Raw genomic sequence first — 13,497 nt, 5'->3', positions numbered from 1 at the left:
CTGGGCATGGCGCATATTCACAACAGAACTGACGTGAACGACATGGCCGAATCGCTGGAAAGCCCCGCAAACCACGCGGTCGCCGGGTCCCCTGGTGGGGACCCGGCGACCGTCAGGCGATCTATCTGGGTGTAACTAGCTGCCGGGGTTACCCGGGGTGCCGGCGGTCCCGTCGGCACCCGAGGTGCCGGGGCTGCCATCGGGGGTGCCGGTGCCGCCCGCACCGGGCGCACCACCGGTCCCCAGCGCGCCCCCGGCGCCGCCGTCGCCGGGCGTTCCGGTGCCGGCCGCGTTGCCGCCGTCACCGCCGTCACCGCCACTACCGCCGCCGCCGCCGTTGGCTCCGGCACCGCCACGCCCGTCGGTGCCGCTGGTGCTCGATCCGCCGTTTCCGCCGGTCCCGGCGCTGCCGCCCTTACCGCCGTTACCGCCATTGCCACCGTCAAGGCCATTGCCGTTGGCGCCGGACCCGGCGCTGCCGGTCCCGCCGTCACCGCCGTTGCCGCCGTGGCCGCCGGCGCCGGCCGCGCCGCCGGCGCCGCCCGTGTTGCCGGTGGAACCGCCACCGGCCCCGCCAGTGCCGCCCGTGCCGCCGGCCCCGCCGTTACCGCCATCGTCGCCTGGCTTGGTAGGCACGCTGGCGCCGTCGGTGCCATTGCCGCCGGCCCCGCCGGCGCCGCCCGCGCCGCCCGCGCCACCGAAAAGGTCGTTCCCGGCAGTGCCGGCGGTGCCGCTGGTGCTGGCACCACCCGCGCCGCCGGTGCCGCTGTGGCCGCCGACGCCACCAGCACCGCCGTTACCGCCGGCCAGTCCGTTGCCGTTGGCGTCGACGCCACCAGCACCGCCTGCGCCGCCGTCGCCGGCCTTGCCGCCCTGACCGCCAGCGCCGCCACCGCCACCGTTGCCGGTGCCCGAGGTGCCGCCGGCGGCACCGTTGCCGCCCTGACCACCGGCACCGCCGGCCTGGCCATTTCCACCGGCCGTGGTGGCCGAGCTGGTGCCGGTGCTGCCGTTTGCGCCGGCGCCACCCTGACCGCCGAACCCGCCGAGGCCGCCGTCGCCGTCGGTGGCAGTGGCACCGTTACCGGCGCCGCCGTGCCCGGCAGTGCCGGCAGTACCGCCGGCCCCACCGATCCCGCCGTTACCGCCGGTGCCGCCGGCCAGGCCGACGCCGGTGGTGGGGTCGTTGCCGCCGGCACCGCCGTCACCGCCCGCTCCGCCGCGGCCACCGGTGCCGCCCCTGCCGGCGTTGCCGCCGATCCCGTTCTCCGAGGTTCCGCCGTTGCCGCCCTTGCCTCCGGCAGCAGCATTGGTGCCGTCGCCGCCAACGCCGCCGGGGGTAGTGCCGCCGGTGCCGGTCAAGGCGCCGTTCGTGGTCGATCCGACAGCGCCGGCCGCGCCCGCACCGCCGACGCCGCCAGTGCCGCCGTTACCGCCGTTGACGTCACCGGCACCGTTTCCGCCGTTGCCGCCTTGTCCGCCGACGCCGCTGGTGCCGTTGCCGCTGCCGCCGACGCCGCCGTTGCCGCCGTTGCCGGCGTGGCTGGTCCCGAAGCCGGCGGGGTTGCCGACGGTGGTTTGCACGCCACCGCTGTCGCCACCGCTGCCGCCGGCCCCGCCGACTCCAGCGGCCCCGTGCTCGGCGTCGCCGCCCTTGCCGCCCACGCCGCCGTTGCCGCCGGAGGCGGTGCCGCCGGCACCGTTACCGGCGGCACCGCCGGTACCCCCGACCTGGTCGCCGTAACCATCCGCACCGCTGCCGCCGTTGCCGCCGTTGCCGCCCACGCTGACCACACCGGCACCGGTGGCACCGGCCCCGCCGTCGCCGCCGACACCACCGTTGCCGCCGACACCGGAGGCACCGATCAGCACGCCCGAGACTCCACCACCCCTACCACCGGCACCACCGTTGCCGCCTTGGCTGTAGACGGTGCCGTCGGCCGCCTTCCAGCCGGTGCTGGTACCGCCGGCACCACCGTTACCCCCATTCCCGCCGGTGCCACCGCTGATGGTGCTGCCGCCGCCACCACCGATGCCGCCGGCGCCGCCCTTGAAGGTTCCAGTGCCACCGACGGTGCCGTTACCGCCGTTGCCGCCGGTCAGGCCCGCACCGCCGCCGCCGCCAGCACCGCCACTGCCACCGACGGTCTTGATGGTGGCGTCGTCGGTGGCGCCGTTGCCGGCCGCACCGGCGTTACCACCGGCACCACCGGCACCGGCCTCACTGGCGCCGCCGGTGCCACCGCGACCGCCGTCGCCGGCGGTGCCCGTCACCCCGACAGCACCGGTGGCGTTACCGCCGACGCCCCCGTTTCCGCCGGAGCCGCCGGCGGTGGCGCCCACGGACGAGCCGCCCTGGCCACCCTGACCGCCGCCACCGCCGTTGATGCCTTCGGCGCCGTTGCCACCGTTGCCACCGTTGCCGCCGACGCCGCCGTTGCCACCGCCACCACCGAGGCCGGCCCTACCTCCGTCTCCGAGGAAGGTGCCGGTGGCGTCCTTGAAGCCCGCACCGCCGTTGCCGCCGACACCACCGTCGCCGCCGGCGCCGACCTGGCCGGCCGCACCGAGCAGCGGCGAGTTGTAGAAGTTGGAACCGCGCGCGCCGGCCGCGCCGCCCGCACCTCCCAAGCCCTGGTTGAACGAGGCCGAGCCTCCGTTACCACCGTTGTGGTGGTCGACGGTTCCTGCGGCGCCGTTACCGCTGTTGCCGGCGATACCACCGGCACCGCCGCTGCCGCCGTTGCCGAACAGGTAGCCCGAGACCCCGCCCGCGCCGCCGGCACCGCCGTTGCCGCCGATTCCGCCGTTGCCGGTACCGCCGTTGGCGAAGCTGCCCTGCGCACCGCCCGAACCCTGGCCGCCGGCGCCGCCGGCGCCGCCGTTGCCGAACATCCAGGCCATGGCCGCACCACCGTCACCGCCGGCGCCGCCCATCAGACCGTTGCCGTTGGCTGCCAGGCCCACGGCGTCACCGCCGGCGCCGCCGTCGCCGCCGTGGCCCATCCAGACCCCACCGATGCCACCGTTGCCGCCGGCCGCACCCGCACCGCCGTCACCACCGTCGCCGCCGTTGCCGAAGCCGATCGCGTTACCGCCGTTGCCGCCGACAACCCCGGCCACATCACTGTTCCAACCGGCACCACCATCGCCGAACCACAGGCCACCATGGCCGCCATCGGGGTTTTCCGCGGTGCCATCGATACCGTCACCGATCAAGTACTGCCCCGAGATCGTGTTGATGGCGCCGTTGACCATCTCGCCGAGCGGATTGTTGATCCAGAACTCGGTCAACATGTGCAGCGGGCTGTAGAACACCTGATCAAACAACGTGGCCACGTTGAAATCACCGAACATCGCCGACATATCGAACGCGTCCGCCGAACCCGAGACATCAACATCGGCGGCCGTCGGAACCAACCAATCGAAACTGAACAGATCCTCAAAATCAGCCGAAGCGGCCGGCGCAGGCGCCAACGGCGTCATACCGAACGCCAAAAACGCCGCCACGGCGCTGCCAGTGCCGATCATCCGATTGCGGTGCCGCGATGCGGTCTTACCTTGAGTCATGCGAATACCTCTCGTGTGAAAGTCGTTTGGGGATAGCAGATTTCGGGCGATCTATGTCGGGCGGTGGCTACAGGCCCAGCCCTGCCACCAGGTCGGCGAACCAGTCGGTAGCCGCGGCCCCACCGGCGCCGCCATCGTCGAGGTCGGGGATCAGCGGCAGGTCAGTCCCGGCCAGCGGCGGGGTGACCGGCACCGCGCCCTTGCCGTCCCAGCCCGAGCCCAACAGCGCACCGAGGGTCTGCCCGAGCCCCAGGATCGCGCCGATCGGGCCGACTGGGTTGCTGTCGATGCTGATGCTCCCCAGAATCGGAACACCGGTGAGGTCGATGCCGACACTGTTGAGGATCGAGCCGCCCACCGCGGGCGTCTCGGCGACGACCTCGCCGTTGGCGCCGAGCACCTGATAGGGGTCGATGGCCACATGGCCGGCGCTGAGCAGCCCGCCGAACGCGATGTCCAAGTGGCCGATCCCCATGCCGGCCGGCAGCATGCCACCGGCGACTTCGTTGATCATCGGCAGCAGGCTGTCCAGGTTGAGGGTGGCGCCGTTGAGAGAGGCCCCGAACATGTTGGCCAACGTGTCGGAGATGCCGTCGTGGTCGCTGATGCTGTTGAGCAGCGCGACCCACGGGGCAATCGCCGGGCCCAGTGAGCCCATGATGATGCCGCTCAAAGGCGAGGACAAGAAGTGGATGATCGGGATGAGATCCGCCGGGAACATTCCACCCGCAATCGACGCCAACGGGCCCGCAAACAGGTCATACCAGCCGAACGTGAAGTCCGCCGAGTTGCCGGCCGCCAAGGTGTGACTGAGCACGATGTTGAGGGTTTCCTCGGTGGGATTGCTCAGGGTGTACCCGGTCAGCACGGCGTCGAGGTTGTGGCGGATCTGCTCGGTGACGTGGGTGAGGTTCGCCGGGTCGTCGAGCAACTGCTGGGCGTAGTCGTTCTGGTTGGCGATGAACTGCTGGAACGCCACACCCGGCGCCAAGTAGTAGTTGTTCAGCATCTGGGTCAGGTTCTGCGATGCCGCGTTGAACACCTCGTCCCACGCACTGTTCGCGGTCAGCGCCACATCACGGGCGGTGCCGATGGTTGGCGGCGACATCGCGGCCGGGGTGGCTGCGATCAGGCTTGCGCCCACGATCGCGACGCCGGCGGCGGTGACGTAGGGACGAAGGGTTTGTTGCACAGCCATCTCCTTGTTGTTGGGTACCGCCCTTGACCAGCGCCCCGTAGGCCGTGACGCCGCCGTATTGCGTCTGCAGTCACATTTGTCCACAGATGTGAAAGGCGACACTACCGGTGAGTAACCTTAGAGGCAAGCAAATTCATTAGATGTTTTTCCAGGGTTTTCGGTGCTTACTCCAAGTGCCCCGGTTAACTTCCCAGGTCAACCGTAAGTAAGACCTGAGACCGATCGGTGGACTTGTTGCCGATATGGCGCACCGCTCAGGCTGTCGCAGTAAGGAGCGCCGTGGTATCTCTGTTAAGTGCGGATCGGTGTACAGCTGGCCTATGCGGGTGGGTTCAAGGAAGCGGTCGAGCAGGTTGTCGCGCTGGAGCGAGTCGGGATCGACGTGGTCTCGGTCGCCGAGGCCTACTCGTTCGACGCCATCAGCCAGCTGGGCTACCTGGCGGCCAAGACGTCGCGAGTCGAGCTCCTGACCGGGGTTCTGCCGATCTACACCCGAACGCCCGCCCTGCTGGCGATGACGGCCGCCGGCCTGGACTACGTCTCCGACGGCCGGTTCGCCTTGGGCCTGGGCACCTCCGGGCCGCAGGTGGTGGAGGGCTTCCACGGGGTGCCGTTCGACGCCCCCCTGGGCCGTACTCGCGAGGTCGTGGAGATCTGCCGGGCGGTGTGGCGCCGCGAACGCCTCAGCTACGACGGGAAGCACTACCAAATGCCGCTTCCGGCGGAGCGCGGAACCGGACTGGGCAAATCTTTGCAGCTGATCAATCACCCTGTGCGCGAGCGCATTCCGATCTCGATCGCCGCGTTGGGGCCCAAGAACGTCGAGCTGACCGCCGAGATCGCCGACGGTTGGCAGCCGGTGTTCTTCTACCCGGAACGGGCCAATGACGTGTGGGGTCCGTCCCTGAAAGCCGGTGCGGCCAAACGTGATCCGGCGTTGGGCCCGCTCGACCTGATCGTGGGTGCCTCGCTGGCCATCGGCGAAGACGTCGAGGACCGGCTGGCTTGGGTGAAACCGCAGCTGGCGCTCTACATCGGTGGAATGGGCGCCAAAGGCCGCAACTTCTACCACAACCTGGCCACCCGATACGGCTTCGGCGACGTCGCCAACCGCATCCAGGAGCTTTACCTGTCCGGACGCAAGAACGAGGCAATCGACGCGGTGCCCGACGAGCTGGTGCGCAACACCTCGTTGGTCGGGCCGCGGGGCCTAGTGGCCGAACGACTGGCCGCATACGCCGAGGCCGGCGTGACGACGCTGCTGGTCGGCCCGCTGGCCACCGGGCCCGCCGAAGCGCTGCGCTACGTCGAGGAGCTGCGCGCCCTGCTGCCGTCCTGACTCAGTGCGCGGGGGCCGGGTGTGGTCCAGAACACCCCGCACGCCAAGATGGGCCCATGGAATTCACGCCCACCGTGACAACCCCCATCGCAGAAACCCTGGTAGACCTGCTACAGCGGCAAGCCGAGCGGTTCGGCGACAAGGTCGCCTTCAGCTTCTCCTACAACGGCGACGACGAAGGCCGCAGCGAGCTGACCTTCAGTGAGCTGGACCGTCGCGCGCGTGCCATCGCCGCGAACCTGCAGCGCTACGACGTCACCGGAGAACGAGTGTTGGTGCTGGTGCGGCCGGGCCTGGACTTCATCGCCGGGTTCTTCGGCTGCCTGTACGCAGGTGCCGTGGCTGTGCCGGTGCACCAGAAGCTGGCGCCGCGCCTGCAGGTAGTCGTCCCTGACGCCCAGGCCCGGTTCGCACTCACCGCCGCCGAGAAGAGCCAGGACACCCGGGCCGCGGTCGCAGGGATTCCCGGGGAACCCGAGCAGTGGTTCTTCACCGATGCGGGCGCCGACCCCGACACCTGGGTCGCCCCCGATATCGACACCAACTCCCCGGCTGCCATCCAGTACACGTCGGGCTCGACCCGCTCCCCCAAGGGCGTGCTGCTGAGCCACGGCAACATCCTGCACAACTGCGATGCCATCCGTCAGTCGTGGAACGGCGACGAGAACGCCAAAGGCGTGTTCTGGCTGCCACCGCACCACGACCTGGGTCTGATCGGCGGGATCTTGTCCATGATCTACGTCGGGGCCAGCACGGCGCTGATGTCGCCGACGGCGTTCATCAAACGCCCGATGCGTTGGTTGGAACTGGTGTCGGCGCATCGCGGCGTGATCACCGCCGCGCCGAACTTCGCCTATGACCGGTGCGTGGAGACCAGCACTCCCGAAGAGCGTGCCGCACTGGATCTTTCCTGCATGACCGTGGCGATGAACGGCGCCGAGTCGGTGCGCGCCACGTCGCTGGCGGCGTTCGCCGACGCCTTTGCGCCGTCGGGTTTCCAGCTCTCGTCGTGCTATCCGGTGTACGGGTTGGCCGAGGCCACCCTGTGTGTGGCGTCCGGTTCGCCCGCCGGAGTGCCCGGGGTGCGCTATCTCGACCGAGTCGCGCTGGAGCAGGACCGCATCGTCGACGTGTCGCCGGATGATCCCGCCGCCGCAACGTTCGTGGGCTGCGGTCAGCCGCGACAAGCCGACATCGCGATCGTCGACCCGGTGACCCGCCAGCCCTGCGGTCCCGACGAGGTCGGCGAGATCTGGGTCGCCGGACCCAATGTCGCGCAGGGCTATTGGAACAGGCCGGAGGAGACGGCGGCGACATTCGGGGCGGTGCTGGCCGAGCCGGGCGAGGCGACCCGCGGCCCGTTCCTACGCACTGGAGATCTCGGCTTCCTGTGTGCCGGTGAGATTTTCACCACCGGACGATGCAAGGACCTGATCACCATCGACGGTCACAACTACTACCCCAACGACATTGAGTTCACCGTGCAGCAATGCGACCCGGTACTGGTGTCGGGTCGCGGGGCGGTCTTTGCCACCGACGCGCCGCCCGGTGGCCTCGAGCAGCTTGTCGTCGTACACGAAGTGGACAGCGCGCGGGCCGCTGAGACCGATCTCGATGCCGTCATCGAGGCAATTCGGCTGGCGGTCGCCACCCATCACGGGATCGCGGCCGACGCCGTGGTCCTGGTGCATCACGTGTCACTGCCGACCACCTCGAGCGGCAAGATCCAGCGCGGCCAGTCCAAGCAGAACTTTGTCGAGGGCAAGCTGGCAACCCTGGCCGAGTGGCGTACGCCCACCAAGGAACTGTCGCTGGAGGAGCTGGAGGCGGCGGCCAAGATCGTCTCGACACTGCAGTCGTGGGGGGCCCGCCAAGGCTGAACAACGCGCCGGGCACCTAGCCGGATGTCAGCGGGTTGATCCAGCGCAGGCCGGGAAATCGCTGAAAATCGGAGTCGGCCGAGGCTAGTTCGACGCCGTGCTCGATCGCGAGGGCAGCAAGCTGGGCATCCGGTACAAGGTTGCCGGTGACGTCGACCTGCGTGCAGATCTTGGCGTACGTCTTTGCCGTCGATTCGGTGGCGGGCGGGATCCACACCACCGGGACCGCTAACCAGTCCGAAACGTACGTCCACGCTTCGGGCCCGGTCAATGGGTTGGCGGCCACCCTGGGATGTGTGACGATCCGCAAGAACGCACCGATGGTCTGCCATGGCAAGCCAACCCGGTTGGCGCCGTTCAACGTTTCTTCCAACCACGCCGCGGCCACCGGATTGTGGTTGCTATCGGCGTCGACGGCGTACAGCAGGAGGTTCGCGTCGACAATCATCGGTCGTCATCGAGTAGGTCGAGCACCTCGGCCACGTTGGTGACATCGACCTTCAGTCCGATCGGCGCGGTGCGATGGCGGTATCGAGCCCCGGGGGCGCTGGCCTGTGCGGCGATGCCGCGGCGGGCAAGCAGGTTCAGCGCCTCGCTGATACCCATTCCCTGCCGCCGAAGTCGCTCGACCTCGGCGGCGACATCGCTATCGATCACCACGGTGGTTCTCACCTTGAGCATCGTACGCGTGGCGCATCATGATGCGATAGATGGCACATCATGATGCATGCCCTCGGATCACTCCCCCACCTGCGGTAATTCCTCGGCCGCGGTCTCACACGGGGTCTTCGGTGGGATGACGTCTGTCGGCTGTTCGGCCTCGCTGTTGTCCCCGTCGGCTACGGGTTCGGAGTCCCCGGTCACCGGTGCTGACTCCGGTGCGACATCGGTGACCGGCGCGTCGCCGGTGAGATCCTCGGCATCAGGCTCCTCAGCGGTCTCCGCCGCCGGTTCGGCGTCCGGCTCGGAATCGCCGGGGTCATCGGAGTCTGTGGGGTCGGCATCGCCCCGGGGGTGATCATCGAACGGCTCGGCGAACGGCTCCCCGACGCCGGGCGCGCCGAGCGCATCGGCAAGCCGCGGGATCAGCCCACCCAGGCCTGCGAGTCCGCCGAGGCCACCGCCCGCGCCGCCCGGCAGTCCCGCCGATGGCAAACCCCAGTCGCCGGGCAGGCCGAGCGCTCCGGGCGGCCCCAGATCACCCGGCTGCCCCGCAGGTGGTCCTGCGGGCACCGGGTCGCTCGCCGGCTGGGCCGTTGGATCCGGCGCCACCGCTGCCGTCTGGACCGGCGGACCATCGACGGGGCCAGCGATCGGCGTAACCGGGACCGGCACGGCGGGCACCGCCACGTCGGGCTCGAGCACCGGTCCGAGATCCCCCGGAATCGCGAACGCCACACCCGCCCCGGGTTCCGCTGCCGCGACCGCGGCGCTGTAGGCCGCGGCACTCCCATCCTGCGCCGACCGGACGGCCGCCACCCACTCGCCGCGAACATCGTTGTCCACGTAGGGCATCACTTGCGTCTCCACCACCTCGGCAGCACGCTCGTCGTCGGCGCCGGAGCTCACCGCGTGGGCTGCCGCCAGCCAGGAAGGCCGGTGCGTGCCCACTCGCTGATCGACGTCCACCACCGCGGCGACCTTGGTGTCGATCAACCGCCACAGCTCATCACGCAGCGCACCACAGCCCGCGGCCGCGGCACGCAGCCGGTCCGTCAGCTGTGCTGCGGCGTCGCAGTGCTGGCGCAGGAATTCCGCGGCGGCGTCCGCGCCCGACCCCCGCCAGGCATTGTCCAGCTCGGCCAGTTGCTGTCGTTGTGTGCGCAGTGCGTCGCCGGCGGCATCGGCCAGTGCGTTCAGCGCGGCGCAGTCATCATCGAGCGACCGCAGGTCCAGGCCGGTTTCACTGTCGTAGCGGTCGACGAGCTGACCGTCGTAGCCGGTGAGCTCCGGATCCCGGTATCCACGCCGCTGGCAGGCCGCCACGTAGGCCTGAGTGTCCGTGACAGCCTTGCGCCCCTCGGCCAGCCGTGCGGACACGTCATATCGCTGGGCCACCTCAGCCCACTCGCAGGGCAGAAGCGGCCTCGACCTGCCCGTAACGCGCCAGCGCGGCGCGCAGTGCCGTCGCGATCTCACTGGTGGCCCGCGACCAGCGCATCAGCTCGGGCGACCAGGCCTGTACGGCACGGCGCAGTGCCTCCCCTGCCCCGACATGGTCGCGCCCGGCAGTTCCGCCATCGAATGTCAACCCGCCCAACCGGATACGGGAGGCCATATCGATAGCCGCTGCGGTGGAATCGAAGTGGTCGGCCACCGAGCGCAGCGCGGAGGCCTCGAGGTAGAGCTGTTGTCGTCCCATACGGGTTTGACGCTGACAGCGCTCGAGGGGTTCCCCTGGGTTCGCCGAGATTCGCCGGGTTCATGCGGCGGTCCCAGCTTCGCCTCTCCTACGTCGAGCCTCGCTGAACCGCCGGGCTCAGCGCCGGGTGCGGACCGCGTCGGCGACGTCGGCCGCGATCCGGCGAGCCGTCTCCTCGTCGGAGGCCTCCACCATCACCCGGACCAGCTGCTCGGTTCCGGACGGGCGCAACAAGATTCGTCCGGTATCACCGAGCTCGTCGGTGGCACGCTGCACCGCGTCGCGCACGGTCGGGCGCCCGACCGCCTCGGCCTTGTCGGTGACCTCGACGTTGATCAGCACCTGCGGCAGCGTGCGCATCGCCGAGGCCAGGCCGGCCAGTGGAGTGCCAGTCTGCGCCATCCGCGCCATCAGACGCAGGCCGGTGATGATGCCGTCGCCGGTGGTGGCCACCTGGGGCAGCACGATGTGACCCGACTGCTCACCACCGAGGGTGAATCCGCCGGCCCGCAGCTGTTCGAGGACATAGCGGTCGCCGACATCGGTGGTGTGCACGGTCACCCCGGCCTCGCGCATCGCCAGATGCAGTCCGAGGTTGCTCATCACGGTCGCCACCAGGGTGTCCTCGGCCAGTTCACCGTCATCGCGCATGGCCAGGGCCAGCACGACCATGATGGCGTCGCCGTCGATCACGTTGCCGTCGGCATCCACGGCCAGGCAGCGGTCGGCGTCCCCGTCGTGTGCCAGGCCCAGGTCGGCGCCGTGGTGCAGTACAGCGGCGCGCACCGGTTCCAGGTGCGTCGAGCCGCAGCCCTCGTTGATATTGAGGCCGTCGGGCTCGGCGTTGATGGTGATCACGGTGGCACCGGCGGCCCGGTAGGCCCGCGGCGCCGCGTCCGATGCCGCGCCGTGAGCGCAGTCCACCACCACGGTCAGGCCGTCCAAGCGGGTGCGATGGGATTCGCCCAGGTGCCGCAGGTAGCAGTCCAGCGCATCCTTGGCGTCCACCACCCGGCCCAGCTCGGCGCCGATCGGGCGCAAGCCCGGTCCGGCGGCTACCAGGTCTTCGATCTGGTCCTCGGTGGCGTCGTCGAGTTTGTGTCCGCCCGGGCCGAAGAATTTGATGCCGTTGTCGGGCATCGGGTTGTGCGAGGCGGAGATCATCACCCCGAAGTCGGCTTCATATGCGCTGGTCAGATAGGCCACCGCTGGGGTCGGCAGCACACCGGCGCGCAGCGCGTCAACGCCCTGACTGGTCAGCCCGGCGATGACCGCGGCCTCCAGCATCTCGCCGCTGGCCCGCGGGTCGCGTCCAACGACGGCCACCCGGCGCCCGGTACCGGTGGAGAGCCGCTGCGCCGCCGCGCCGCCCAGCGCGACCGCCAGCTCGGCAGTCAGCTCGCGGTTGGCAACGCCGCGGACGCCGTCGGTGCCGAAAAGTCGACCCATAACTATCCTTTATCGCCGCGAGCGCGCGTATCCCCGACCCGACACGCCGGTATCGGACCGAGAACACGCACCCTCAAACGCAAGCCGGGGGCACCTTCCGCGTGCGGAAGGCACCCCCAACTCGCTGCCAGAATGCAATCGCAGATCAGCGCTTGCTGTACTGCGGAGCCTTGCGGGCCTTCTTGAGACCGTACTTCTTGCGCTCGGTGGCCCGGGGGTCACGAGTCAGGAAGCCGGCCTTCTTCAGCGCCGGACGGTCTTCGGGCTGGACCAGGATCAGGGCGCGGGCCAGAGCCAGCCGCAGCGCACCGGCCTGGCCGGAGGGGCCGCCGCCATCGAGGTGGGCGTAGACGTCGAAGCTGTCCACCCGGTCCACGGTGACCAGCGGAGCCTTGATCAGCTGCTGGTGCACCTTGTTCGGGAAGTACGCCTCCAGGGTGCGCCCGTCCAGGTTGAACTTGCCGGTGCCGGGCACCAGGCGCACCCGCACCACGGCCTCCTTGCGGCGGCCGACGGTCTGGATGGGCCGACCCAGGTCGTGCGGCTCGTAGGCCGGCGCGACCTCTTCGTGCACCTCTACGGTCTCCTCGACCACGATGGCCTCGGGGGCCTCGTCGACCTCGTGGGCCTCAGTACCTTCAAATGCCGTCTCGGTCATTGCGCCACCTGCTTGATTTCGAACGGGATCGGCTGCTGGGCGGTGTGCGGATGCACCGGCCCGGCGTAGACGTGCAGCTTGCGCTGAATCTGACGCCCCAGCTTGGTGTGCGGGATCATCCCGAGGATCGCCTTCTCCACGACACGGTCGGGACGGGTCTCCATCAGCTCACCGATGCTGCGCTTGCGCAGCCCGCCCGGGTAGCCCGAGTGGCGGTAAGCCATTTTCTTCTGCAGTTTGTCGCCACTGATGGCGACCTTGTCGGCGTTGATGATGATGACGAAGTCACCGCCGTCAACGTTCGGCGCGAATGTCGGCTTGTGCTTGCCGCGCAGCAGGGTTGCTGCCGCAACGGCGAGCCGGCCGAGCACCACGTCGGTGGCGTCGATGACATACCACGAACGCGTGGTGTCACCCGCCTTCGGCGCATAGGTGGGCACAGCGCTTACCTCTTCTTTTAACTCGAGCCGGGGTTTCCCGGTTCTTGCGGATCCCGGTGCGAGCCGGGTGCCGGTCTGGCGTCGACGCGTTGGTTCTCGGCGACCGACAGTGACCCGAGGACCCGCTGTGCCAGGAGGCACCGCACGCCAACGGTGCAGCTTACCGGCGGGGATCCGCGCAGGTCAAAACGGGGCATTGCACCCCAATAGCCGCCGTGGCCAGCCTAGATGCCGGTGTGGCCCCGTCGGCTCTCCTCCTTCGGGGCCACACCGTGCTCCGGGGGCAGGCTCTCCTAGCTGCCCCAAGCTCCCGCGGCGCGACGATCGGCATCGGCAACGTCGGCGGCGCCGTCGCGCACGGCGCTACCCAGGTCGAACAGGATCTGGTTCAGCGCGCTGACGGCGTGCTGCCATCGCAGCTGTTCAGCGTGGTAGGCACCGGCCGCCTCCCGTGTCCACACCTGCTGCAGGGGCGCGATCTGCGACCGCAGCTCCTCCAGGGCCCCGTTGAGCCGGGCGGCCGTGGCGTGGATCTCCTGACGGACGCCATATTCGATCTCGTCGAAGTTGTACGACAATGCGGTGTCCATATCCGACCCCA

The 13,497-nt window shown here is 69.7% G+C and carries 12 protein-coding genes; 2 read left to right on the top strand and 10 right to left on the bottom strand.

Annotation, left to right across the window (positions count from 1 at the left end):
* Nucleotides 1-135: 135 nt before the first annotated feature.
* Both ACJH5R_RS09780 and gjpA read right to left on the bottom strand, forming a co-directional pair.
* Nucleotides 136-3,570: a PGRS repeat-containing protein gene (locus ACJH5R_RS09780; protein ID WP_406757694.1), complete on the bottom strand. Its 3,435-nt coding sequence runs from the start codon at nt 3,568-3,570 to the stop codon at nt 136-138.
* A 67-nt stretch (nt 3,571-3,637) separates the two neighbouring features.
* Complete coding sequence (gene gjpA / locus ACJH5R_RS09775) at nt 3,638-4,768, bottom strand: outer membrane porin GjpA (protein WP_406757695.1); 1,131 nt, start codon at nt 4,766-4,768, stop codon at nt 3,638-3,640.
* 295 nt (nt 4,769-5,063) lie between these two features.
* On the opposite strand from gjpA, the gene ACJH5R_RS09770 reads away from it, so the two are divergent.
* Nucleotides 5,064-6,107: an LLM class F420-dependent oxidoreductase gene (locus ACJH5R_RS09770; RefSeq protein WP_406757696.1), complete on the top strand. Its 1,044-nt coding sequence runs from the start codon at nt 5,064-5,066 to the stop codon at nt 6,105-6,107.
* Between the two features lie 56 nt (nt 6,108-6,163).
* On the top strand, nt 6,164-7,987 hold the full coding sequence (locus ACJH5R_RS09765; RefSeq protein WP_406781814.1) for a fatty acyl-AMP ligase: 1,824 nt from the start codon (nt 6,164-6,166) through the stop codon (nt 7,985-7,987).
* Between the two features lie 16 nt (nt 7,988-8,003).
* On the opposite strand, the gene ACJH5R_RS09760 is transcribed toward ACJH5R_RS09765, so the two are convergent.
* From ACJH5R_RS09760 to ACJH5R_RS09725, 8 genes are all read right to left on the bottom strand, one after another.
* Nucleotides 8,004-8,435: a TA system VapC family ribonuclease toxin gene (locus ACJH5R_RS09760; protein ID WP_406757698.1), complete on the bottom strand. Its 432-nt coding sequence runs from the start codon at nt 8,433-8,435 to the stop codon at nt 8,004-8,006.
* On the bottom strand, nt 8,432-8,668 hold the full coding sequence (locus ACJH5R_RS09755; RefSeq protein ID WP_406781813.1) for a CopG family transcriptional regulator: 237 nt from the start codon (nt 8,666-8,668) through the stop codon (nt 8,432-8,434). Before ACJH5R_RS09755 ends, ACJH5R_RS09760 begins: the two co-directional genes overlap by 4 nt.
* Nucleotides 8,669-8,725: 57 nt before the next feature.
* Complete coding sequence (locus tag ACJH5R_RS09750) at nt 8,726-10,027, bottom strand: hypothetical protein (RefSeq protein WP_406757700.1); 1,302 nt, start codon at nt 10,025-10,027, stop codon at nt 8,726-8,728.
* Nucleotides 10,028-10,046: 19 nt separating this feature from the next.
* Entirely contained in the window at nt 10,047-10,349 is a 303-nt protein-coding gene (locus ACJH5R_RS09745; protein ID WP_406757701.1) for a type VII secretion target, read from the bottom strand.
* 117 nt (nt 10,350-10,466) lie between these two features.
* Nucleotides 10,467-11,798 carry a phosphoglucosamine mutase gene (gene glmM, locus ACJH5R_RS09740; protein WP_406757702.1) on the bottom strand — a complete coding sequence of 444 codons (1,332 nt, stop codon included), beginning with the start codon at nt 11,796-11,798 and terminating at the stop codon, nt 10,467-10,469.
* A 145-nt stretch (nt 11,799-11,943) separates the two neighbouring features.
* Nucleotides 11,944-12,456, bottom strand: coding sequence for a 30S ribosomal protein S9 (gene rpsI, locus ACJH5R_RS09735; protein ID WP_406757703.1), 513 nt, complete (start codon nt 12,454-12,456; stop codon nt 11,944-11,946).
* Nucleotides 12,453-12,896: a 50S ribosomal protein L13 gene (rplM, locus tag ACJH5R_RS09730; RefSeq protein ID WP_046191136.1), complete on the bottom strand. Its 444-nt coding sequence runs from the start codon at nt 12,894-12,896 to the stop codon at nt 12,453-12,455. Before rplM ends, rpsI begins: the two co-directional genes overlap by 4 nt.
* Before the next feature lie 293 nt (nt 12,897-13,189).
* Nucleotides 13,190-13,486, bottom strand: a complete 297-nt coding sequence (locus ACJH5R_RS09725) for a WXG100 family type VII secretion target (RefSeq protein ID WP_406757704.1) — start codon at nt 13,484-13,486, stop codon at nt 13,190-13,192.
* Nucleotides 13,487-13,497 lie beyond the last annotated feature (11 nt).

Source organism: Mycobacterium sp. SMC-19 (assembly GCF_045310815.1).
Classification (GTDB): domain Bacteria; phylum Actinomycetota; class Actinomycetes; order Mycobacteriales; family Mycobacteriaceae; genus Mycobacterium.
The sequence above is the reverse complement of the archived record's forward strand: the minus strand, read 5'-3'. Positions and strand labels throughout refer to the sequence as shown.